Annotated in this window: 24 protein-coding genes and 1 tRNA gene; 10 read left to right on the top strand and 15 right to left on the bottom strand. The window is 70.9% G+C overall.

What is annotated here, in order from left to right; genetic code table 11:
* The first annotated feature begins 60 nt into the window (after positions 1 to 60).
* From O3438_RS23245 to O3438_RS23235, 3 genes are all read left to right on the top strand, one after another.
* A complete protein-coding gene (locus tag O3438_RS23245; protein WP_269681891.1) occupies positions 61 to 504 on the top strand; it encodes a hypothetical protein in 444 nt (147 codons plus the stop codon).
* A 101-nt stretch (positions 505 to 605) separates the two neighbouring features.
* Positions 606 to 1,112 (top strand): helix-turn-helix domain-containing protein, encoded by a 507-nt coding sequence (locus tag O3438_RS23240; RefSeq protein WP_269681890.1) that lies wholly within the window; start codon positions 606 to 608, stop codon positions 1,110 to 1,112.
* Positions 1,109 to 1,651: a DUF6036 family nucleotidyltransferase gene (locus O3438_RS23235; protein WP_269681889.1), complete on the top strand. Its 543-nt coding sequence runs from the start codon at positions 1,109 to 1,111 to the stop codon at positions 1,649 to 1,651. Before O3438_RS23240 ends, O3438_RS23235 begins: the two co-directional genes overlap by 4 nt.
* Before the next feature lie 122 nt (positions 1,652 to 1,773).
* On the opposite strand, the gene O3438_RS23230 is transcribed toward O3438_RS23235, so the two are convergent.
* Positions 1,774 to 1,860, bottom strand: a tRNA-Ser gene (locus tag O3438_RS23230).
* Between the two features lie 162 nt (positions 1,861 to 2,022).
* Between O3438_RS23230 and O3438_RS23225 the strand changes: the two genes are divergently transcribed.
* Positions 2,023 to 2,997, top strand: a complete 975-nt coding sequence (locus O3438_RS23225; protein ID WP_269681888.1) for an NAD(P)H-quinone oxidoreductase — start codon at positions 2,023 to 2,025, stop codon at positions 2,995 to 2,997.
* On the opposite strand, the gene soxR is transcribed toward O3438_RS23225, so the two are convergent.
* Both soxR and O3438_RS23215 read right to left on the bottom strand, forming a co-directional pair.
* Complete coding sequence (soxR, locus tag O3438_RS23220; RefSeq protein WP_269681887.1) at positions 2,984 to 3,454, bottom strand: redox-sensitive transcriptional activator SoxR; 471 nt, start codon at positions 3,452 to 3,454, stop codon at positions 2,984 to 2,986. The two genes, O3438_RS23225 and soxR, sit on opposite strands and share 14 nt — an antisense overlap.
* 67 nt (positions 3,455 to 3,521) lie before the next feature.
* Positions 3,522 to 4,226, bottom strand: coding sequence for a glycosyltransferase family 2 protein (locus O3438_RS23215; RefSeq protein WP_269681886.1), 705 nt, complete (start codon positions 4,224 to 4,226; stop codon positions 3,522 to 3,524).
* Positions 4,227 to 4,350: 124 nt separating this feature from the next.
* Between O3438_RS23215 and O3438_RS23210 the strand changes: the two genes are divergently transcribed.
* Complete coding sequence (locus tag O3438_RS23210; RefSeq protein WP_269681885.1) at positions 4,351 to 6,543, top strand: ArnT family glycosyltransferase; 2,193 nt, start codon at positions 4,351 to 4,353, stop codon at positions 6,541 to 6,543.
* A gap of 142 nt (positions 6,544 to 6,685) precedes the next feature.
* Positions 6,686 to 8,287 (top strand): ricin-type beta-trefoil lectin domain protein, encoded by a 1,602-nt coding sequence (locus O3438_RS23205; protein ID WP_269681884.1) that lies wholly within the window; start codon positions 6,686 to 6,688, stop codon positions 8,285 to 8,287.
* Between the two features lie 40 nt (positions 8,288 to 8,327).
* Here the strand turns inward: O3438_RS23205 and O3438_RS23200 are convergent, their stop codons facing one another.
* The 6 genes from O3438_RS23200 to O3438_RS23175 all read right to left on the bottom strand — a co-directional run bounded on the left by O3438_RS23200 (position 8,328) and on the right by O3438_RS23175 (position 14,092).
* Positions 8,328 to 8,927 carry a hypothetical protein gene (locus tag O3438_RS23200; RefSeq protein WP_269681883.1) on the bottom strand — a complete coding sequence of 200 codons (600 nt, stop codon included), beginning with the start codon at positions 8,925 to 8,927 and terminating at the stop codon, positions 8,328 to 8,330.
* Between the two features lie 57 nt (positions 8,928 to 8,984).
* Positions 8,985 to 10,451, bottom strand: coding sequence for a sensor histidine kinase (locus O3438_RS23195; RefSeq protein WP_269681882.1), 1,467 nt, complete (start codon positions 10,449 to 10,451; stop codon positions 8,985 to 8,987).
* A complete protein-coding gene (locus tag O3438_RS23190) occupies positions 10,444 to 11,136 on the bottom strand; it encodes a response regulator transcription factor (RefSeq protein WP_145778445.1) in 693 nt (230 codons plus the stop codon). The genes O3438_RS23195 and O3438_RS23190 overlap by 8 nt, the downstream gene beginning before the upstream one ends.
* 89 nt (positions 11,137 to 11,225) lie before the next feature.
* Positions 11,226 to 11,738, bottom strand: coding sequence for a hypothetical protein (locus tag O3438_RS23185; protein ID WP_088987152.1), 513 nt, complete (start codon positions 11,736 to 11,738; stop codon positions 11,226 to 11,228).
* A 112-nt stretch (positions 11,739 to 11,850) separates the two neighbouring features.
* Positions 11,851 to 12,864 carry a phosphotransferase gene (locus O3438_RS23180; RefSeq protein ID WP_269681881.1) on the bottom strand — a complete coding sequence of 338 codons (1,014 nt, stop codon included), beginning with the start codon at positions 12,862 to 12,864 and terminating at the stop codon, positions 11,851 to 11,853.
* A 55-nt stretch (positions 12,865 to 12,919) separates the two neighbouring features.
* Positions 12,920 to 14,092: a thiolase family protein gene (locus tag O3438_RS23175; protein WP_145778442.1), complete on the bottom strand. Its 1,173-nt coding sequence runs from the start codon at positions 14,090 to 14,092 to the stop codon at positions 12,920 to 12,922.
* Between the two features lie 180 nt (positions 14,093 to 14,272).
* Here O3438_RS23175 and O3438_RS23170 point away from each other — a divergent pair, with 180 nt between their 5' ends.
* Positions 14,273 to 14,701, top strand: coding sequence for a PH domain-containing protein (locus tag O3438_RS23170; protein WP_269681880.1), 429 nt, complete (start codon positions 14,273 to 14,275; stop codon positions 14,699 to 14,701).
* Positions 14,702 to 14,705: 4 nt separating this feature from the next.
* On the opposite strand, the gene O3438_RS23165 is transcribed toward O3438_RS23170, so the two are convergent.
* Together O3438_RS23165 and O3438_RS23160 are read right to left on the bottom strand one after the other, a co-directional pair.
* A complete protein-coding gene (locus O3438_RS23165; protein ID WP_269681879.1) occupies positions 14,706 to 15,617 on the bottom strand; it encodes a rhomboid family intramembrane serine protease in 912 nt (303 codons plus the stop codon).
* A gap of 100 nt (positions 15,618 to 15,717) precedes the next feature.
* Positions 15,718 to 16,248 carry a peptidylprolyl isomerase gene (locus O3438_RS23160; protein WP_088987147.1) on the bottom strand — a complete coding sequence of 177 codons (531 nt, stop codon included), beginning with the start codon at positions 16,246 to 16,248 and terminating at the stop codon, positions 15,718 to 15,720.
* 84 nt (positions 16,249 to 16,332) lie between these two features.
* Here O3438_RS23160 and O3438_RS23155 point away from each other — a divergent pair, with 84 nt between their 5' ends.
* Complete coding sequence (locus O3438_RS23155) at positions 16,333 to 17,109, top strand: hypothetical protein (protein ID WP_269681878.1); 777 nt, start codon at positions 16,333 to 16,335, stop codon at positions 17,107 to 17,109.
* Between the two features lie 115 nt (positions 17,110 to 17,224).
* On the opposite strand, the gene corA is transcribed toward O3438_RS23155, so the two are convergent.
* The 4 genes from corA to O3438_RS23135 form a co-directional block, all read right to left on the bottom strand.
* Positions 17,225 to 18,373: a magnesium/cobalt transporter CorA gene (gene corA, locus O3438_RS23150; protein WP_269681877.1), complete on the bottom strand. Its 1,149-nt coding sequence runs from the start codon at positions 18,371 to 18,373 to the stop codon at positions 17,225 to 17,227.
* A 328-nt stretch (positions 18,374 to 18,701) separates the two neighbouring features.
* Positions 18,702 to 19,796, bottom strand: a complete 1,095-nt coding sequence (locus O3438_RS23145) for an aminotransferase-like domain-containing protein (RefSeq protein WP_088987144.1) — start codon at positions 19,794 to 19,796, stop codon at positions 18,702 to 18,704.
* A gap of 106 nt (positions 19,797 to 19,902) precedes the next feature.
* On the bottom strand, positions 19,903 to 20,361 hold the full coding sequence (locus tag O3438_RS23140; protein WP_269681876.1) for an ester cyclase: 459 nt from the start codon (positions 20,359 to 20,361) through the stop codon (positions 19,903 to 19,905).
* Positions 20,362 to 20,445: 84 nt separating this feature from the next.
* Positions 20,446 to 20,838: a CBS domain-containing protein gene (locus O3438_RS23135; protein WP_145778434.1), complete on the bottom strand. Its 393-nt coding sequence runs from the start codon at positions 20,836 to 20,838 to the stop codon at positions 20,446 to 20,448.
* A gap of 109 nt (positions 20,839 to 20,947) precedes the next feature.
* Between O3438_RS23135 and O3438_RS23130 the strand changes: the two genes are divergently transcribed.
* Positions 20,948 to 21,400 carry an NUDIX domain-containing protein gene (locus O3438_RS23130; protein WP_269681875.1) on the top strand — a complete coding sequence of 151 codons (453 nt, stop codon included), beginning with the start codon at positions 20,948 to 20,950 and terminating at the stop codon, positions 21,398 to 21,400.
* Positions 21,397 to 22,164, top strand: a complete 768-nt coding sequence (locus O3438_RS23125) for a hypothetical protein (RefSeq protein WP_269681874.1) — start codon at positions 21,397 to 21,399, stop codon at positions 22,162 to 22,164. Before O3438_RS23130 ends, O3438_RS23125 begins: the two co-directional genes overlap by 4 nt.
* Positions 22,165 to 22,242: the final 78 nt, after the last annotated feature.

Below are 22,242 nucleotides of genomic sequence, written 5' to 3'. Positions count from 1 at the left end.
CAGATTGATGGGCGTGGCGGGCCAGGTGCTCTCCATGCGAGGCGTCAGGGAGGTCAAGCCATGACGAGGAGCCTTGCCCTGTCCGCTGCCGTCGCCGGAGCTGCGGGAAGCCTGCTCTCCGCCATCGCACTTCCGTGGGCCCACTACGGCGACATCACCGTGCCACTCACCAGATTCCCTGGCTGGGGTGGGTATGTGGGCAGTGTTCTTGCGCTGCACGCCTGCGTCGCCTGGGCCGTACTCAGTCGGGCCGCCCGTCCGGCGCTCACCCTGGCAGCCACCGCCGCGCTGAGTCTGGTCGCCGGCGGATCGACGCTCCTCCTCGCGCTCACCTACGACGAATCATCAGCCCTGTTCGATGGCGCGGTACCTGCTGTCATGCCCCGTCCAGGGCTCGGTGGCATGGTCGCCGTCGTGGCGATTCTGATCAGCACCGGTGCGGCAGCGGTCAGCGGCACAGGCCACCGCGCGATGGCGGCGGCACCGGCCAACGCTCTCCCGTAGCGCAGCCGTTCACCCGGAGCCTCGGTTCAGTTGGCGTGTCGACCAGCGGGAACGAGGCACAGGGAGTTGCGTTTTTAGCGTTTGCAGCGCATGCTCGCCCTATGGTGACGACGAGTAGGGGCCTTCTGACCACCGGTCAGGTTGCCAAGCTGCTGGGGTCGTCGCGTCAGCAGGTGGTCAACCTGTGCGAGCGCGGCGAGCTGCCGTTCGTGAAGGTCGGCATGCATCGGAGGATCAAGCGGGACGACGTTGAGGCCCTGCTGCACCCGAAGCCGGAGCTGACTCGTGATCAGCTCAAGTCGCTGTGGTTGCACCAAGCGGTGGCGGGCAGTCTGGTCACCGACCCGGACGAGGTGCTGGGCAAGGCCAGGGAGAATCTCGATCGACTCCTCCGGCAGCACCGAGGGACCATGACCGAAGTGTGGCTGAATCGCTGGCAGAACAAGATCAACGAAGGCGTCGGCGCCGTCCTCAAAGTGCTGACCTCGGATGATCCGGAAGCGGTGGAGCTACGACAGAACTCGCCCTTTGCCGGGGTCCTGTCACAGCCACAGCGGACGAAGATTCTTGAGTCATTCAGACGCAGCGGCTGGAAGCGGGCGGCGTGAGACGCGAGCAACTGGAGCATGTCCTGCGGTCCGCGTGCCAGATCGCCGGGGACCCGGACGTCCTCGTCATCGGCAGCCAGTCGGTGCTGGGGGCGATCCCGGAGAGCAGGCTTCCGCTGGAAGCCACCGCCTCGATGGAAGTCGACGTGGCATTCTTCAACGACCCGGACGACCAGAAGGCTGACCAGGTCGACGGTGCCATCGGCGAGTTCTCGCTGTTCCACGAGACGAACGGCTACTACGCCCAGGGCGTAAGTGTGTCGACCGCGAGGCTGCCCGATGGGTGGCGGGATCGACTGGTTCTGGTGGAGTCCCAGAGCACCCGACCGGGGCGTGGCTACACGCTCGAGCCGCACGACTGCGTCGTGTCCAAGCTGATAGCTGGCAGGGAGAAGGACCATACCTTCGCCGACGCGCTGATCCGGGCCGGGCTCATCGAACCAGCAGTGGTCGCCGAGCGGATCGAGATGGTCGACGTCCATCCTCTGGTGCTGAAACGGCTGAGGGACTGGATCGCCATCTACCTGCCGGCAACCTGACGGCTGCAGACCGGCGGTCGCACCCCTCTGCCGACTTGCCTAGCCCCCCACCAGCCCACCGGTAGCAAACAGCCCCGACCGAAGTCGGGGCCTGATCTGCGTAAACACCCCACCAGGGGAAGCGGAGGGTGTGGGATTCGAACCCACGAAGACATCGCTGCCTTACCGGTTTTCAAGACCAGCGCCATCGGCCACTAGGCGAACCCTCCTGGGCCGCCACCCGCAGGCGTACGGCCACGCATAGTCTGCCACGGCTCACTCCGGCCGGCCCGGTGTCCCTCCCCGTACGGGTTGGGCAGGCGCTTCGGCCTGTCCACAGTGGGCCGGACGGTGCGCCTGCGGCGGCCGGGAAGATCGGGAAGACTGGGCCCATGCGAGCCATCACCATTCCGCAGCCCGGTGGACCCGAAGCGCTGGTCTGGGCCGAGGTGCCCGACCCGGAGCCGGGCCCGGACGAGGTGATCGTGGATGTGCGGGCCAGCGGGGTCAACCGCGCTGACCTGCTGCAACGGCAGGGTAACTATCCGCCGCCGCCGGGCGCGCCCGCGTACCCCGGATTGGAATGTTCCGGGGTCATTACAGTGGTCGGCGCGGACGTTGCCGGATGGGCGGTCGGGCAGCAGGTTTGCGCGCTGCTGGCCGGCGGCGGGTACGCGGAGCGGGTGGCGGTGCCCGCCGGGCAGTTGCTGCCGGTGCCGGCCTGCGACCCGGTGGACGCCGGGGCGCTGCCCGAGGTGGCCTGCACGGTCTGGTCGAACCTGGTCCAGGTGGGGCGGCTCGGCGCGGGTGACACCCTGCTCGTGCACGGTGGGGGCAGTGGGATCGGCACCTTCGCGATCCAGCTCGGGGCCGCGCTGGGCGCCACCGTCCTGACCACCGCCCGGGCGGCCAAGCATTCCCGGCTGCGTGAGCTGGGCGCGTCGCACACGATCGACTACCAGGAGCAGGACTTCGTGGAGGAGGCCCGGCGGGCCACCGACGGTCGCGGCGTCGACGTCGTCCTGGACATCATGGGCGCGTCCTACCTGGGGCGGAACGTCTCGGCGCTGGCCACCGGCGGGCGGCTGGTGGTGATCGGGATGCAGGGTGGGCGCAAGGCCGAGCTGGATCTCGGCGCGCTGCTGACCAAGCGGGCGAGCGTCGCCGCGACGTCGTTGCGCTCCCGGCCCCTCGCGGAGAAGGCGGAGATCGTCCAGGGCGTACGGGACGAGGTGTGGCCGTTGATCGAGGCGGGCACGGTCCGACCGATCGTCGACCGGCGGCTGCCGATGACCGAGGCGGCGGAGGCGCACCGGCTCGTCGAGTCGAACGATCACTTCGGCAAGGTGCTGCTCACCCTGGGGTGACGGCGGGAGGCGCTTCCGCCGGTCGTGGCAGCATCAGGCGTGCGCCAGGGCCCTCGCCGGCCAGCGCGTCCCCGGGGTTGTAGAGCACGCAGCGTTGCAGGGAGAGGCACCCACAGCCGATGCAGCCGTCCAGGTTGTCGCGGAGTTCGGCGAGCAGTCTGATCTTCTCGTCCAACCGGCTCCGCCAGCTCGCGGAGAGCTGCGCCCAGTCCTGTGGGCTGGGGGTGCGGCCTTCGGGAAGCGAGTCGAGTGCCGCGCGGATCTCGTCGAGCGAGACGCCGACCTGCTGGGAGATCCGGATGAAGGCCACCCGCCGCAGCTCGGCGCGGGCGTAGCGGCGTTGGTTGCCGCCGGTCCGGTCGGCGCGGATCAGCCCGAGTCGTTCGTAGTAACGCAGCGCCGAGGGCGCCACGCCGGAGCGGACTGACAGCTCACCGATCGTCAACGAATCCGGCATCACCAGGTCCTCTAGTTGAAGTGCGCTTCAACTAGAGGTTAGCCCGCTCGAAAGAGCTGACGTCGGGTCAGCGGGACGCGGGGGCCGGACGGCGGCGGGCACGCTCGCGGCCGAGGATCCAGATCGCCTCGACCCCGTCCTTCCAGGTGATCTTCTTGCCCTCTTCCCGGCCACGTGCCCGGTAGCTGATCGGCACCTCGTACGGGCGGATGCGGCGACGCAGCAGCTTGCCGGTCACCTCGGCCTCCATGCCGAAGCCGCGCGAGCGCACCCCGAGCGACCGGTAGAGCGCCACCGGCATCAGCTTGAAGCAGGTCTCCAGGTCACCGATGTACGAGTTGAACAGCACGTTGGCGGCCATCGTGACGCCCTTGTTGCCCATCACGTACCAGAAGCTGTAGGCGCTGTGGCTGCCGAAGGTGCGATTGCCGTAGACCACCGTGGCCCGCCCGTCGAGCACCGGGTCGAGCAGCTTGGGGATGTCCTGCGGGTCGTACTCCAGGTCGGCGTCGAGGATGACCATGTAGTCACCCTCCGCGCTGTCGACAGCCGTCTTGATGGCTGCACCCTTGCCGGCGTTGCGCTGGTGGGTGATGACCCGCAGGCGTGCGTCGTCGGCGCGGCCGAGGACCTCGCCGGTGCCGTCCCGGCTGCCGTCGTCGACCACGACCAGCTCGATCTCGCAGGGATAGTCAACCGCCAACGCCTGCTTGAGGGCATCCGCGATGCGTTCTTCCTCGTTGTAGACCGGCATGAGGATCGAGAGCTTCACGGGAATCTCCACGGTGGCGACAACACGTCGGGCATAGCCTAGCCTGGCTGGTTAACCCACCGCGTGCCGCCACCGTCGGGCCGTCGGCGTGGCGGACTCAGGCGGATGGTGTTTACTTCCCGCCATGTCGGCTGCCGGCTCCCTGCTCGCGGTGATTCCCGTCGCCTCGGTGCTCCTACTCACCGTCGCACTGAGGTCGCGTGCGGTCGATGCGGTCGCACCGCTGCGACTCGCCGTGGCGCGCTCCGCACTGCTGACCGGGGTGTACGCGGTACTCGTCGTCGAGCTTCTCGGCGCGATGCACGCGCTGAATCGGCCGGCCTTCGTCACCGCCTGGCTGCTCTTTCTGGTCACTGCCGCGACAGCGGCCGGTCTGCGGCGACGGTCGAACCGACCAGCGCCTCCTTCCGTTGCCACCCCACAGCCGGTGGCGGTCGGAGCGGTCATGTCCGGCGACAGCCCGGACCCGGCCGTCGAGCCCATTGCGACCAACTCAGGCCCCGCTCCGACGCGGACCTCTCCCGCACCCTCCGGTCTGCTCTCCGTGGCGGTCGACGCCTGGCGTACGGCCGGACGGGGCGAACGGCTGCTCGTCGGCACGATCGCCGGGTTGGTCCTGCTGGAGCTGCTGGTCGCACTGCTCGCCGAGCCGAACAACTTCGACTCGCAGACGTACCACCTACCGAAGGTGGAGCACTGGGTCGCCCAGGGCGACCTGGACTTCTGGCCCACCGCCATCCACCGGCAGGTGACCATCCCGCCCGGAGCCGAGTACCTGCTGCTGCACCTCCGGCTCCTCACCGGCGGGGACCAATTGCACAACCTGGTGCAGTGGGCGGCCGGAGTGCTCTGTCTTCTGGTGGCCGCACGGATCACCGCGCAGCTCGGCGGCGGGCGGAGGGCTCAACTGCTCACCGCGTTCGTGCTGGCGACCACGCCGATGGTGGTGCTCCAGGCGACCAGCACGCAGACCGACCTGGTCTGCGCGGCGTGGGTCACCTGCGCCGCGACACTGGTGTTGGACGGGCTGCGCCGGCGGACCGGCTGGGGCACGCTGCTCGGGTTGGGGGCGGCCACCGGCCTGACGGCGGTGACCAAGACCAGCGGCCTGATCGCGGTCGGCCCGCTCCTGGTGCTCTGGGGGTTGGCGCAGCTCCGACTCACCCTGGCGGCGGGCGCGGCAACAACCGTCCCGGCCGCGAGCGCGGCAACAACCGACGCGGCTCGGCGGCCTCGGCCGGTCGGTGGGGTGGCCCGCACGGTCGGCGGTTCGGTGCTGATCCTGCTGGTCGCGGCCGTGGTGGTCGGCCCGTTCCTGGCTCGGGTGACCGCCGAGTTCGGGCATCCGCTGGGCCCACCACGGCTGCGTGAGTCGATCCCGATGGAACGGCACGACCCGCAGTCGATCCTGGTCAACGCCCTGCGGATCGGGCACACCGCATTCGACACACCGCTGGCGCCGCTGCGGCGAGCCGGCGCCGAGGTGATCATCGACGGTGCGGGTGTGATCGGCGTCGACCCACAGGACCGGGCGATCACCTTCGGTCGGGAGATCTTCCCGGAGCCGGCCTGGTATCCGGACGAGGACCGGGTGGCGTTCCCCCTGACCGGGGCGCTGGCGCTGATCGGTGCTGTCGTCGCGCTCGCCCGTCCGCGCCGGATCGATCCCGAGCAGTCCGGGCCGCTGCGCGCGTACGCGGTGGTGGTGCTGGCCGCTGTCCTGCTGCACACCTCGATGATCAAGTGGCAGCCGTGGGGCAACCGTTTGATCCTCTACGCGGTGGTGCTGGCAGTCCCACTGGCCGGGCTCTGGGTCGACGCGCTCCTGCGTCGCCGCCGCGCGAACTCGGCGCGCCGATCGGTGGCCACAGCGGTGACGGTCACCGTGCTGGCGACCTCGGCGCTGGCCGGGGTGCTCGCGTTGTCGTACGGCTTCCCGCGCCGCCTGGTCGGCTCCGGCTCGGTCTTCACCACCTCGGACTGGGACACCCGGTTCCTGCGTCGCCCGCAGTGGGCCGACGAGTTCCGTTGGGCCGCGGAGGCGGTGCGCGACAGCGATGCCCGGCGGATCGGGTTGGTGCAGCAGAACGACAACTGGGAGTACCCGTGGTGGCTGCTGCTGCGGCAGCCGGACGGGAGTTCCCCCGACCTGGTGGCTTTGCAGTCGGTGCTGCCGGAGCGACCGCCGGCCGACCCCTCCTCGGTCGACGCGATCGTCTGCACCGGCAGCCGTCCGGCCTGCACGAAGCTGGTGCCGGCCGGCTGGCGGTTGGAGTTCCGCGGCTACGTCGGTTACGCCCTGCCGCCCGGTCGCTGAACGGAGACGCCCGGATCGTCCGATCAGGGCGGTTCGGCAGCCCGCGCGCAAGGATCCGAGCCGCATTCACATCTATGGATCCGCACGTTACCGTCTGGTAACTCAGTCGACGTCCCGCGACTGAGCCGAAAGGAGTGCGTCGATGCCTGCAATCCCCGCCAGGCCCGAACGCGCGACCCGACGACGGGCCATCACCGTCGCCGTCGCCGTCGCCGCTCTCGTCCTACCGATGCTCGCCGGACCGGCCACCCCCGCCACCGCCGCCGACCGTCCGACCGTCCAACCACTCCCCGCCAACCTCGAAGCAATCCGGGCCGCCGAGGCCACCGCCCTCTACGGCAGCCCGGCGATCCGACCGATCGAACAACGCCGCACCGCGCTGGTCACCATGGGCGACAGCGAGATCTCCGGCGAGGGGGTCGGCAACTACGTCCCCGGCACCCACCAGGACGGCAACTGGTGCGACCGCTCGTACGACCAGGCGGTGTTCCGCACCGGCATCACGTCGGACGCGCAGTACAACATCGCCTGCTCCGGTGCCACGCCGTGGAATCTCATCGCTGGCGGCCCGACCCAGCACAACGAGCTCAACCAGGGCGACTACCTGGGCATCAAGGCGCGCAACACGCACGTCAAGCTGATCTGGGTGGTGGTCGGCGCGAACGGGGACGGCACCATCCAGTTCGGTCCGGTCGCCACCGACTGCGCCGTTCGTCGGGTCTTCTTCCAGGGGCCCTGCTACCCCACCTACACCGACCAGTGGACGATCCGCACCGACGGCAGCCGCCAGGCCGTCGAATCCGCGCTCAACGACATCCGGCAGACCATGACGAAGGCCGGCTACCTGCGGTCGGACTACGAGCTGGTGCTGATGTCGTACCCGAGCCCGGGCAGCCCCGACGTGGAGGACAACCCGAACTTCCCGGGCTGGTACTCCGGCGGCTGCCTGCTCTACCTGGCCGACGCGGCGTTCGCCCGGAACAAGGCGGTGCCGTTGTTCGAGTCGGCGCTGCGCTCGGCCGCCGCGAGCACCGGCACCCGCTACCTGGACGCCAGCCGACTCTTTCACGGGCACGAGGTGTGCACCGACAACACCTCGGTACGCGGCCTGTTCATCGAGGTCGGCATCTGGAACGAGAACGCCGCCCGTCAGTCCTTCCACCCCAACGCCCGTGGGCACGGCATGTTCGCCCAGTGCATCACCCAGTTCTGGAACTCCGGTCAGGCCCGGGCCAGCTGCGTCGACCCGGCGAGCACCGGCAGTGGCGTGCTCTACCCGGGCCTGCTGGACTTCAGGCAACTGCGCAACCTGGCCACCGGCACCTGCGTCGACGGCAAGGGGTACGACTCCCGCAACGGGACCGTGCAGCAGCCGTACTCCTGTCACGGTGGGCGTAACCAGGGCTTCTGGTACGACTCGGCCCGGCGGTCACTGCACTCGGAGCTGTCCCACGATCGCTGCCTGGACGTCTCCAACAGCTCGATGACCGCCGGCACCGCGGTCAACATCTACGACTGCAACGGCACCGGAGCGCAGCAGTTCGTCTTCTCCGGCAGCCAGATCAAGCCGGCCGCCGCGACCAACCTGTGCGTGGCGTTCGACAACCCGTTGCTGGGCAGCCCACGCCTGCGGTTGGCGAACTGCGGGAGCAGCACCCGGCAGCAGTGGTCGTTCGAGGCCCGTACCGCCGCCAACCCGGTCGGTTACGGTCACGACGACTTCATCGGGTCGCGCGTGTACTGACGAGGATCGGGGCCCCGGCGTCGGCCGGGGCCCCGATCGCTCACTTGGTGCGGGGGATGAGCACGAGCCGCGCCACGCCCTTGTCGCCGTCCTTCGCACCGGCGACGCCGACCGTCGCGCCGACCTTCACCTCGCTCGGCTGCACTGTGGCGCGCCGCTCGATGACCCGCAGGTCCTCGCCGAAGGTCCAGGTCATGGTGAAGCCGTCGGGGGACTTGACGGTCATCGAGCCGCCGTCGATCGCGGTCACCTCGCCGCGCTGAACGGCCACTGTCTGCGTACCGCCGTCCTTGGTCTTCACCACCGCCTCACCGTGCAGGGTGTTCTTACGCAGCAGCACCCGCGCCTGCCGGCGCTTGCGCCACTCCTCGCCGCGCTTCTCCCGGGCCTTCTCCTGGGCGGTGGGGGAGGCTCCGGGCGTCGGGGTGGCCGGTGCGGCGACGGTCCGCACGTCCAGGTCGTCGGCGTCGAAACCCATCGCGGTCAGCGCCTGCCCCTCGACGCCCATCGCGGCGGCGACCTCGACGGCCGCCTCCCGGGCGGGCTGGCCGGCCACCTCGGCCGCACCGCAGCCGCTGAGACCGAGCGCGACCGCCGCCAGCAGAGCGGTGGTTCCGGTGACGAGTCCCCAACGTGACATGGCGTTCCCTCTCGGTCAGTGGAACCCTCAGCCTTCCCGGGAACGACGAGCGGAGCGTCAGGCCGATGTTCGGGTCAGGTAAGGATCACCGGGCAGCCGGACCGTGAAGGCGGCACCGCCCTCCGGCGCGTGCCCAGCGGCGATCTCCCCGCCCAGTCGGCGGACCAGGCCGGCGGCCAACGCCAACCCCAGCCCACTGCCCACCTTGCGCACCCCCCGGTACCGCTCGTGCAGCGCACCGCGTTCGAACGCCACCGCCAGGTCGTCGTCGGTGAAGCCGGGCCCGCCGTCGCGGACCTCCAGCACACCGCCGGCGGCCGGGTCCGCGCCCGCAGGCCGGACCGCGAGCACCACCGGCGACCCCGGGGGTACGACCCGAAGCGCGTTCTCCAGCAACCCGTCCAGCACCTGACGGATCCGAGCCGGATCGGTGTACGCGGGCACCTGTCGACCGGGTGTCTCCAACCGGAACGGCACCCCGACCGCCGCGCACCGGCCGGACCAGGCCGGCTCCGCGTCCACTGCCAACCGGGTGAGGTCGACCGGCACCGGTTCGAGGGGAAAGTCGGCCGCCTCCAACCGGGCCAGCGCCAGCAGATCCCCGATCAGCCGGTCCAGGTGCTGGGCCTCGACCAGCATCGTCCGACCCGTGTCGACGGTGTCGTCCGCGCCGAGCACACCGTCGGCGAGCGCCTCGGCGTACCCCCGGATCGCGGTCAGCGGGGTGCGCAGCTCGTGCGAGACGGACAGCAGGAACTCCCGCTGCCGTCCCTCGCTGGTGGCCAGCGCACCGGCCAGGCCGTTCAACGCCTCGGCCAGGTCGGCGACCTCGTCCGGTGGTTCGACCGGCACCCGGACGGCGCGGTCCCCGGCGCGGAGCCGGGCGGCGGCGGTGGCCGCGACGCGGATCGGCCGGGCCAACCGGCGGGCCAGCAGCAGACCGGCCGCCACACCGGCGGCCAGCCCGGCCAGGAGCGGCAACCAGAGGCTGCGCAGCACCTGGGCCCAGAGCCCGTCCGACGACGGACGGGACAGCACCACGCCGTTGCCGTTGGGCAGCGCCCGGCCCTCGACCAGGGCCCGTTTCCCGTCGACGACGCGCCGGACCGACACGTTGCGGCCCTGCCCGATCCGCTGCACGACCCGCTGTGGCAGGCCGGATCGGTCGACCGTCCCACGTCGGATCAGGTACGCGTCGATGCCCTGGTTGCGCAGTTGTTGGATGAGCCGCTCCTCGTCGGTGCTGCGCCCCCGGTCCAGTCGGGTCCGTAGCACCTCGGCGGCGAGCCGGGCCTGGGCGGCGAGCGCGTCCTGGTCTCGTCGCTCCGCTCCGCGGATCGCCAACGGCACCGCCACGATCGCGGTGACCAGCACCGACACCAGTGCCACCGCGCACGTGACGAGCACCGCCCGGGCGGTCAGCGTACGACCGAAGCGGCCACGCCGAGGTGCGGCCGACGGGTTGGTGCCGACCACCGGCAGGGTCATGGTCGGCGACTCGACGCGCTGGGGACGGTCAGGCATCGACCGCGTACCCGACGCCGCGGTGGGTGCGGATCACGCTGGCGGGGCCGAGCTTCGCCCGTACCTGGGCGACGTGCACGTCCACGGTGCGGGTGCCGGCGTGTGCGGCGTACCCCCAGACCCCGGCCAGCAACTCCTCCCGCGTGAAGACCCGGCCGGGCCGGGCCATCAGGTGGGCCAGCAGGTCGAACTCGGTGGAGGTGAGCTGCACCGGTGCGCCCCCGACGCTGACCGTCCGGCGTGCCGGGTCGAGCGTCACCGGCCCGACGACGCGCGGCCGCTCCGCGCCTTCGGGGCCACCGGCGGAACGACGCAGCACCGCACGCACCCGGGCGACCAACTCCCGAGGGCTGAACGGCTTGGTCACGTAGTCGTCGGCACCCAACTCCAGGCCGACGATCCGGTCGACCTCGTCGTCGCGGGCGGTGAGGAAGATGACCGGTGTCCAGTCACCGGCCTCGCGCAGCTGACGACAGATCTCGGTGCCGGGCAGGCCTGGCAGCGCGATGTCCAGAACGCAGGCCACCGGGCGTAGTCGGCGGGCGGCGCTCAGACCCGCCACACCGTCGCGTTCCAGGTGGACGCCGAACCCGTCCCGGGTGAGATACAGCCGGACCAGGTCGGCGATGGCCGGCTCGTCCTCGACCACGAGGACGAGCCCGCGGTGCGGCGGTTCGACGGTCACCGGCCCATGATTGCCGACCGGGCGGGCCGGCGCGATCGGTGCGTGTTCGGGTTAGGTAAGAGCGGCGCAAGGCACCGCCTGAGAGCTGGTCAGCTCACCGGGGCCGGGCGGAACGCGCTGGGCCGTGCGGCGGCCGGCGTGTCGCTGATCGTGGCGACGACGCGCTCCCGGGGCACCCGCAGGCGCGTCCGGAACGCGTGGTTGAGCAACGCGTCGAGCTGCCACACCCGCTTCGGGTGGCTGGTACGGATGAGGAACCGCTCGCGGATCCCGTCGATCGCCGTGGCCGCAACCTCGACGCACTGCAGTCGGGGGTCGGGGCTCCAGGTCACGTTGCTCAGTTCCCGCAACTCGGTGTTGAGGTGCAGGCGCAGTCGGTGCAGGAGTCGGGTCTGCTGGGTCACCACCAGTCGACGGTGAGTGAGCAGCAGCAGGTAGTCGCCGGTGACTGGACGGTCGGGGCGGCTGCAACGGGTGACGAGGATGGTGGCGTCACCGGAGCCGACGCAGCGCCGGAAGACCGGCATGTGCCGGCTCACGGTCTGCACGGCCAGGCCAGCCTCTGCGGCGGCCGGGAGGAACGTTCGGGAGAAGACGTCCATGACCTGCCCAACGACGCCCCCGACGGGGTGACGTGGGTCACGGCGAATTTTTGGAAGTTCCACGACACCGCGACGCACTGGCTGTCCGACTTCCGACTGCGACGGATCGTGGTCAGGAATCCGGCTGCAACGGGTCAGCGGCGAAGAGCTCCTCCAGCCAGCCGGGAACGGCGTCGGCGTACTCGGCACGCGACTCGTCCGGCGTGTCCAGGGCCCGTCGCCAGGAGAGCGAGCGGCTCACCGGGCCCAGTTCGATCGCGAGGTCGGCGGCCTCGACGAGGGTCCGACGGTCGTACCTGTCGGTCCAGGCCTCCAGGTAGGCGTCCCGCAACCGGGCCAGCCGGGTGTTGTCGGCCGCCGGCTTCTCGGCGTACCGGATGGAACGCAGGGTCACCAGCAGCGTGCCGAACGGGTGCGCCACCGACGCGTCGCCCCAGTCGAAGTAGCGGTATCCGTCCGGGCCCGCGAAGACGTTGCCGTCGTGCAGGTCGTCGTGTTGCACGGTGGCCGGAATCCCGATGTCGGCGAGCCGGCGGCACCGCTCGGCGTACGACGGCAGCTCGGCCCGCAACCGCTCGTACATGTCCTGGCTGAGCCCGCCCTCGGCACCGGTCAGCAGCGATCCGTCATCGTCGAGCAGTTCGGCGAAGAGACCCGCCAGCGCCTCCGGACGGTGGTCCGGCACGCCCAGGGCGACCAGCTCGTCGGCGCGCGGCGCGCTCGCCAGTTGCAGTGCGGCGTACCCGGGGAGCGCCCGCTCCCAGTGCGAAAGGTCGGGGTCGCGCCCCAGCACGTCGCGCAACGACTCACCACCGTCGGGCAGCAACGACCAGCCCTGCTCCCGGTCCACGGCGATCGGGGTCAGCACCCGTTCGGGTGTCAGCTCGGCGAGCGTCTCCACCAGAACTGCCTCGTGCACGGTGCCCGGGTTGTTGGCCTTGAACCAGACCGGGCCGTCGTCGGTGGGCACCCGCCAGACCAGTGACCACGGACGCACCCGCGGCTCCACCAACCCGGTCACCCGTCGGCCGGCACGGCTCAGTTGCGCGTCCACCCAGGATCGGGCCCGCACCTGCCACTGCTCGTCGGACCAGTCAGGGCTGCGCTCACCAGGGGTCGTCGTCACGCTGGGCACCCTAGGCCGCCCGGCCGGGCCGGGGCGACGCCTTTTCCGGCAGGTGTCAGATCAGCTCGACGATGGTGGCGTTGGCCATCCCGCCGCCCTCGCACATGGTCTGCAGGCCGTAGCGGATCCCGTTGTCCCGCATGTGCTGGAGCATGGTGGTCATGATTCGGGCGCCGGAGCCACCGAGCGGGTGGCCGAGGGCGATCGCCCCTCCACGCGGGTTCAACCGCTCCGGGTCCGCCTCGGTCTCCGCCAACCACGCCAGCGGCACCGGGGCGAACGCCTCGTTCACCTCGTACACCCCGATCTCCTCGATGCCCAGCCCCGCTCGGCGCAGCGCCTTCGCGGTGGCCGGGATGGGCGCGGTGAGCATGGTGACCGGGTCGTCGGCGGCGACCACGGCGGTGTGGATCCGGGCCAGGGGCCGCAGGCCGTGCCGGCTCGCCCACTCGGAGGTGGTCACCGCGAGGGCAGCGGCGCCGTCGGAGATCTGGGACGCGGACCCGGCCGTCACCACACCGTCGGCGCGGAACGGGGTGGCGAGTTCAGCGAGTTTGTCCAGCGTCGTGTCCCGGCGGATGCCCTCGTCGGCGGCGAACTTGCCGCCGTCGCCGAGCGGCACCGGCGTCAGCTCGGGCTCGAACGCTCCGGCGTCCTGCGCCGCGGCTGCCTTCTCGTGGCTGGCCAGCGCGAACTCGTCGAGCTGCGTACGCGTGAGCCGCCACCGCTGGGCGATCAGCTCGGCCCCGACACCCTGGTTGAACGGCAGGGGCGCGTCGTCGGCGAAGCCCTCGACACCCCGGTAGCGGTCCCGGAGCTGGTCGCTGAACGGCATGCCGCCGGCCACGCTGGAGCCCATCGGGACCCGGGTCATCGACTCGACGCCACCGGCGACCACCAGATCGGCCTGGCCGGAGAGCACGGTGGCGGCCGCGAAGTGCAGCGCCTGTTGGCTGGAGCCACACTGCCGGTCCAGTGTCGTGCCGGGCACCGTCTCGGGCCAGCCGGCGGCGAGCACGCCGTTGCGGGCGATGTTCCACGACTGCTCGCCGACCTGGGACACGCAGCCCCAGAAGACGTCGTCGACCTGCGTCGGGTCGAGCCCGGTGCGCTCGGCGAGGGCGCGCAGCACGTGCGCCGAGAGATCGACCGGGTGGACGCCGGCGAGGCTGCCCTTACGCCGCCCGACCGGGGTACGCACCGCGCCGACGATGACCGCGTCACTCATGTTTACTCCCCGGTAACTTGGGCTGCCCCGATCCTACGCCGACGAGGCGGGCCGCCGCCCAGCCCCTCTCCGGGGTCGATCATGGAATCGTGGTGGGGGAAAGTTTCCACTTCGCACTATATGTGGGGCACCGCAACTCCATGATCGACGGCAGCGGCGAGGCGCTGGCATGCTGGACGGGTGGATGACATCACCGGACCCCGGCAGTGGCGGGTGCCGTCGACAGTGCCCGCGGCGAAGCTCGCCGGTGCCGTTCTGCTGATCGCACTGGGGTTGCTCTTCGCCGACGGCGACGCGGTCCGGCTGGTGCTGGCCATCCTGGCCGCAGCCGTCCTGGTCGTCTGGGCGGTACGCGACCTGATCGCACCGGTTCGGTTGGCCGTCGATCCGAGCGGACTCACCGTCATCCACGGTTTCGCCGGCCACCGGCTGCTGCCCTGGCCGACCATCGAGGCGATCACCGTGGACCGTCGACCGCGGTTGGGGCTGACGTCCGAGGTCCTGGAGATCGACGCCGGCGAGTCGCTGCACCTCTTCGGTCGATTCGAGCTGGGGACCACACCGGACGAGGTGGTCGCCGAGCTGCACGCCGCCCGCCCGAACCCCTGATCGGTCAGCCGAGCAGGTAGGCGGTACGGACGAGGACCAGGCCGATCAGGGCCAGCAGGATGATCGCTCCGCCGACGACCTGGACAAGCGTGCGCCGACCGCGCGGCGCGTAGGCGAGCACCAGCGCCATCAGCGCACCGACCACCAGGCCGCCCAGATGGCCGGGGATGGAGATGCCCGGCACGGTCAGGGTGAACACCAGGTTGATCACCAGGATCGGGATCACCTGGGAAATGTCCCGGCCCATCTTCCGCTCGATGATGATCAGCGCGGCGAAGAGACCGAAGACGGCGGTGGACGCACCGGCGGTGGCCGAGTTCTGAGCGCTGAACAGGTACGCGGCCACGTTGCCGCCGAGCCCCCCGATCAGGTAGAGCGCGCCGAAGCGCAGCGGCCCGAGGTTGGCCTCCAACGACCGGCCGAGCACCCACAGCGCCCACATGTTGAGCAGCAGGTGGATCACGCCGTAGTGCAGGAACATCGCGGTGATCAGCCGGTACCACTGGCCGTCCGCGATGCCGCCGAGCGTGCCGTCGGGGAAGACCGCCAGCCCGAGCACCGACCCCCAGTTGGTCAGCGGGGTGCTGCCACCCATCAGACCGCCGAAGCCGGAACCGCCCACCGCCGCGTCCCCACCCCGGTCCGAGGCGATGGAGAGCAGCATGAGCAGCACGTTCACGGCGATCAGGGCCTTGGTGACATAGCCGTGCCGGCCGGCCGCACCGCCACCGAAGGCGGTACGCGCCGGCCGGACACTGCGACGGCCCTCGTTGACGCACTCCGGGCACTGGTGCCCGACCGACGCCTCCCGCATGCACTCCGGGCAGATCGGCCGGTCGCAGCGGGTGCACCGGACGTAGGTCTCCCGGCCGGGGTGCCGGTAGCAGACCGGGGTGGTCGGCGGCGACTCGCTCACCGGGTCGACCCGCCGTCCACCGCCACGCGAACCACCGACGCCGGACGGTGCGGTGCTCCGGAGCGCTCAATCATGCGAGCAAAGGTACCTCGCCGGTCGCTCAGGCAGCAGACCGCTCGATCTCGACCCGCTCGATGACGACGTCCTGCAACGGACGGTCGCTCGGGCCGGTCGGGGTGTTCGCGATCGAGTCGACGACCTTCACCGACTGCTCGTCGGCGACCTGCCCGAAGATCGTGTGCCGGTTGTTCAGGTGCGGCGTCGGCGACACGGTGATGAAGAACTGCGAACCGTTGGTGCCCGGTCCGGCGTTCGCCATCGCCAGCAGGTAGGGCCGGTCGAAACGCAGCTCCGGGTGGAACTCGTCGGCGAACTTGTAACCCGGCCCACCCCGACCGGTGCCGGTCGGGTCGCCCATCTGGACCATGAACCCGCTGATCACCCGGTGCGAGATGGTGCCGTCGTAGTACGGCCCGCTGCCCGGCTGACCGGTGCGCGGGTCGGTGTACTCCCGGTTGCCCTCGGCCAGGTCGATGAAGTTGCGGACCGTCTTCGGAGCGTGGTTCGGGAAGAGCTCCAGCCGGATCGGGCCAGCGTTGGTGTGCAAGGTGGCGTAGACAGCCTCGGCCACGGGTACTCCTCACTCGTTGGTCAGTTCCATGCGGATCCTCCCATGTGCCCGATCTGGCATCGCGGAGGCATCCGAAGGTGGAGGATGACGAAGGAACAACTCCCAGGAGGTAGGACCGTGTTTGGATTCGGGCGGCGCAAGTCCCAGGGGCAGCTGGCGAAGGCCGAGCTGAACCAGAGCATCAGCCACCTGATGCAGGCAGCCAACCATGCCGCCAAGGGCGCTGGCGCGACCGTCGGCCCGCGGGTCCAGGTGGCCCGGGGCTACGTGGCACCGACCGCCGCGATGGTGCGCGACCGCGCGTCGACCGGCTGGGGGACGACACTCACCACGCTGGCGCCGCTGGCGGCGGCGGCCCGAGACGGCGCCGCGCAGGCAGGGCCGCTGACCAGGAAGGCCAAGTCGAAGACCATGCGGATCACCGGTAAGAAGAAGCAGCCGCGCCGTCGCGGCTCGATGATGACCGGCCTGTTGGCGGCGGGTGCCATCGCCGGCCTGGCCGGCGCGGTCGCGCTCCGCCGCCGTCGGGAGCAGCAGGAGTGGGCCGAGTACGACCCGACCCGCACCCTGGAGCCGATGCGCGACGACGTCGACTCGATCGAGGTGCGTACGCCGTCCGCCACCAAGGGCAGCGACGGCTCCGCCATGGCCGGCGCGGCGGGAATGACCGGCGCGGGCAGCTCGGCGGTGGCCGGCGGCACCAGCGCCAGCACCACCAGCCCGGCCAAGCAGACCGGCGTCCGCCCGACCGACAAGGTCCCGTCGGTCGCCGAGGGTGCCACGGACGTCTCCGGTCGGCCGACCGACGACCTCACCAAGGCCCTGGGCAAGGACACCGCCCGCACCAACGGGCGGCGCTGACCACAGCGGCGGCGAAACGAGCGCCGGCACGCGGATCACTCCGCGCGCCGGCGCTTCCATGTCGCGGTCGCGGTTGCGGTTGCGGTCGCGGTCGCGGTCGCGGTCGCGGTCGCGGTCAGAGCCAGCCGTTGCGCCGGAACCAGCGGTAGAGGGCCAGCGAGACGCCGAGCATCAGGGCCAGGGCCACCGGATAGCCGTACGTCATCTTCAGCTCGGGCATGTTGTCGAAGTTCATGCCCTCGACGCCGGCGATGGAGGTCCAGACCGCGGCGATGGCCGCCCACGCGGCGATCTTGCGCATGTCGTTGTTCTGGTCGACGGTGACCTGCGCCAACCGCGCCTGGAGGATCGAGTTCAGCAGGTCGTCGTAGGAGTTCACCTGCTCCACGGTGCGGCTGAGATGGTCCTGCACGTCCCGGAAGTAACGGCGGACCTCCTTCGGCACGTCCCGGTTGACCTGCGAGGTCAGCGTCATCAGCGGCCGCTGCAACGGCACCACCGCCCGCTTGAACTCCACCAGCTCCCGCTTCATCTGGTAGATCCGCTGGATCCGCCCGTGGCCGTGCCGGTCGAAGACCTCGGCCTCCAGCACGTCGAGGTCGTCCTCGATCTGCTCGGCCACCTCCAGGTAGAGGTCCACCACCCGGTCGGTCACCCCGTACGCCACCGCCCACGGGCCGTGCAGCAGCAGATCCTGCTTGGTCTCCAGGTCGGCGCGGATCGGGGCGAGCCGGCAGGCGTCGCCGTGCCGGACGCTGATCACGAAGTTCGGGCCGATGAAGAGCATCACCTGGCCGGTCTCCACGACCTCGGAGTTCTCGGTCAGCTCGGCGTGCTCGCAGTACCTCGCGGTACGCAGCACCAGGAAGACGACCTCGCCGAAGCGCTCCAGCTTGGGACGCTGCTCGGCCTTGACGGCGTCCTCGACGGCCAGCTCGTGCAGACCGTAGGTCTCCGCGATGGCGCTCATCTCGGCCAGCTCCGGCTGGTGCAGACCGAGCCAGACGAAGCCGTGCTCCTCGCGGCGGGCCGCGGTCAGAGCCTCCGCGTACGTCCAGTCGCCGGGTTGCCGCTTGCCGTCGACGTAGAGCGCGCAGTCGACCACCGAGCTGCGACCGGCGCCGGTGGGGGTCGGCGCCGGCGGGGCGCCGTCGGTGTGCAGGATCCGGGTCATCGCCCGGACCGGGGAGGGCCACGCCCGAGGTCGCAACACCCGACCGGTGGTCGACGGTGCCGTCCGGTCCCGCTCTGTCCGATCCGTCATCGCGTCACCTCCCGCGCTCAGCTGCGGCTTGCAGGCTACGCCGACTGCGGTCGAGGGAACGTGTGACGGCGGTCGCGTGGGGGTGGTGCCGGGTGGGCCGGGCCGCATCGGGGGGTGTGCGGGAACGACACGGCCCACCCGACACCCGTGGGGGCGGGAGGTGGTGCTGCCGCGTCATCCTGGTCGCGGGCCGGCCCGGGGGAGGGTCGGGCGGTGATCTCCGCGACGTAACACGAATGACGCTCGCAGCATTGTGGGCCGCCAGCCGCCCGGGCGGGAGTCCCGGGACGGCTGGCATCGTCGTTCTGTCAGGAACCTGACAGTTCGTTCAGCTGCGGACGGCCTCGACGGCGTCCGCGAGACGACGGACCCCCTCGTCGATCCGATCGGCGGTCACCGCCGAGAAGGCCAGTCGAAGCGCGTGCCGCCCGCCGTCCAACACGAAGTCGCTGCCCTTGACCACCGCGACCCCACGCTCGGCGGCAGCCGGAGCGAGCCGGTCGACGAGCACGTCCTCCGGGAACTCCACCCAGAGGAAGTAGCCACCGTCGGGCTCCACGAACCGCGCCTGCGGCAGGTGCCGGCGCAACGACTCGGCGAGCACCCGGGCCCGCTCACCCAACGCCGCGCGGACCGTCTCGATGGAGCGGTCGATGTCACCGGAGACGCAGAACTGGTGCACGATCGCCTGCGACACCATCCCCGGCGAGATGTAGAGACTCGTCGCGTTCTTGGCGATGTCGGCGATCAGGTCCGCCGGGCCGACCAGGTATCCGACCCGGACACCCGGGCAGACCGTCTTGGTGAAGCTCGACGCGTGCACCACCACGTTGCGGGTGTCCAGCGAGAGCATCGACGGCAGCGCCTCGCCGCGGAAGCGGATGTCCGCGTACGGGTCGTCCTCGAAGATGGTGAACCCGTACTCGGCGGCCAGGTCGAGCAGCTCCCGCCGCTTCTCCAGGGAGAGCGTCATGCCGGCCGGGTTCTGGTAGTTCGGGATCACGTGCGCGAGTCGGGGCCGGACCCCGGACTCCAGCAGCTTGCGCAACTCGGCCGTGTCGAGACCGTCCGGCTGGACGGAGATGCCGTGCAGCTCACCGCCCATCCGCTGAAGGTTGAGCAGCGTCCGGTCGTACGTGGGGCGTTCCACCACCACCGCGTCGCCGGGGCGGACCAGGTGGTCGAAGAGGAACGCGTCGGCCTGGAGCGACCCGTTGGTGACCAGCACCTGATTGGTCTCGACACCGTGCTTCTCGGCGATCCACTTTCGCAGCGGAACGTAACCGACGGAGGTGCCGTATGCCGTCACCCCCGCAGGGTCGGCGTCGAAGGCGCGGACGGCGGCGGCCTTGAGCCCCTCGACATCGACGATGTCCAGCGAGGGAGCCCCACGGGCAAAGGAGATCAACTGCTCGGCGGTCATGGATGTTGAGCGTACGGGCGGCGACGGGGCGCGCGCGGACGGCACGACGATGTCCGCATCCTGAGCCACCGGGACGGGTGACCCGACTCCACCGGTCGGCGACAACTCAGACCGGAAGGGCGAGCGCGTCGTGGTGCGCAGCCCGGGAAAGCCCCTCAAACTGCACGCCGAGCGCATCGAGGAGTTGGCTCCAGTCGAAGTAGGAACGCCAGGCGGTGATCCGACCCTTGCGTGCCCGGACCACGTCGGCCACCTCCCAGCTCACCGTCCGGCCGGTCGGCGCGACCGTGCCGTACGGCGAGTGCAGCGTGCCGGTGTGGGTGCCGGACAGGCGCAGCTCGACGGCGGCGCCACCGCCGGTGCGGACCGCGCCAAGCGCGTCGACCCGCAGGTCCGGGAAGGCGCCGGTCCAGGTACGCAGGAGTGCGGGCAGCTCGATCGGTCGGACCGTCACGCCCGGCATGGCGTAGAACGCCTCCGGGGCGTAGAGATCCGGCAGACGGGCCACATCCCGACGCAGGAGCATCGCGTACTGCTGCTCGACCAGGCGCTCCGCGTCACGCATCGGGCCCTCCCCTTGCGGGTGACGGTCTCTCCGCGCCCGCAAGGGATGCTTACCCGTCGATCCGACCGGCCACACCTCACCCGGTCAGGTCGTCGCGACCGCCTGGCTCTCCGCCCACACCCGCATGATGTCCCGAACCGAGATCACTCCGGCCACCTCCCGGCCGTCCAGCACCACCAGGTGCCGGAAACCGCCCCGGGCCATCGCCGCAGCGGCCTCGGCCACCGTCCACTCCGGCCCGGCGTAGACCACGTCCCAGGTCAGGTGGGCGCCGGTGCGTTCCACGTCACAGTCCAGGCCCGCTCCGACAGCCTTCAACACATCGCGTTCGGTCATGATCCCGACTCCCTCGGAATCCGGGTCGATCACGACCGCCGACCCGACACCGCGAGCCGACATCATCCGGGCCGCCTGGCGGAGCGTGTGCTCCGGGCCGACGACGAGAACCTGGCTGGACATGGCATCCCGTACCTGCATCACACATCACTCCCTTGGGACGGTGGCATCCGGTAGGAACATGGTCGTCCGTGGATGTTTCCGGGACAAGGCCGCGCCTTGGCCCAACCCGAACGCTCGCTACTGTCGGATGGTGTCCACCGAGCCCCTGCGCTGCGCCGGCGCGCTGATCGTCGACCACGACGGCCGCATCTTCTTCCAGCGACGCTCACCCCACCGACGCCTCTTCCCCAACTGTTGGGACATCGTCGGCGGCCACCTGGAACCCGGCGAGGACATCGACACGGCGCTCCGCCGGGAAATCACCGAGGAGACCGGCTGGTTCCTCTCGCACGTCCTCGACCAGGTGGGCGAGTACACCTACGTGGGCGACGACGGCCTGACCCGGATCGAGTACGACTTCCTGGTCCGCGTCGACGGCGACCTCGACCACCCGAGGCTGGAGGCCGGCAAGCACACCGAGTACCGCTGGCTCGCCGAACACGAGCTGTCCGTCCTGGACGAGCACCGCGACGTCAACGACGGGCTGATCCGGCGCATCGCGGACGAGGGTTTCGCCGCGCTGCGTTCGACAGGTCCGTGAACAGCGTCGAGCTGGCCCCGCACCGCATCGCCGGGCTGCTCGCGCCGGCCGTGGACCGGGTCTTCCGGGCCGGCATGCTGGCCGGTCGCGACGGTGGTGGCGCGGTTCTGGCCCAGCGGTACGGCGGGACCGCCGCGACCGGATTCCTGGTCGACCTGCGCACCCGGCTGGCCGCACCCGGCGGCCGGGTCGACGGGCCGGGCTTCGCCGCTGTCACCCGGTACCAGGACCCGGTCGCCTGCCAGCGGGCGGTGGACAAACAGGTGGCGTACGGGATGCTCCAGCGCAGCGCGGACGGCACGCTCTCCGCCAGCGAGCGCGGAGCGGCCTTCCTCGGCGAGCTGTACCAGGTGCACGCCGACGTCACCGAGGAACTGTGGGCCGGACACGACGAGCGGGTGTCCCGGATGGTGGCGGCGCTCGGCCGACTGCTGTCCTACGCCCTGGTGCTGGCCGACGAGGAGGGCGACGGCGGAGGCTCCGCCTTCACCGCGATGGCGCCCCCGTACGAGCCGGACGGCACCCCGTCGGGCGTGCTGCTACTCAACCGGCTCGGCACGCTGCGCTACCACCGGGCCGACGCGCACGCTGCCGCCTGGGCCGCCGCCGGGCACACCGCGGCCAGCGTCGCCACCCTGCCGGCCGGTCCCGAACGGACCGCCATCGAGCTGGAGACCGACCGGAGGGCCGCCGGCCCGTACGCCGCCCTCGGGGCGGAGGAGCGACTGACCCTGCTCGCCGACCTCGCGGCGTTACCCGGCTGACCGGTTGACCAGAGCGGGCCGACCGACCGGCGCTATCCTCCACCGATGACGGGCAGCAGGACGAGGGAGGATGTCGCG

This window comes from Micromonospora sp. WMMC250 (assembly GCF_027460215.1).
Lineage (GTDB): Bacteria > Actinomycetota > Actinomycetes > Mycobacteriales > Micromonosporaceae > Micromonospora > Micromonospora taraxaci.
The sequence above is the reverse complement of the archived record's forward strand: the minus strand, read 5'-3'. Positions and strand labels throughout refer to the sequence as shown.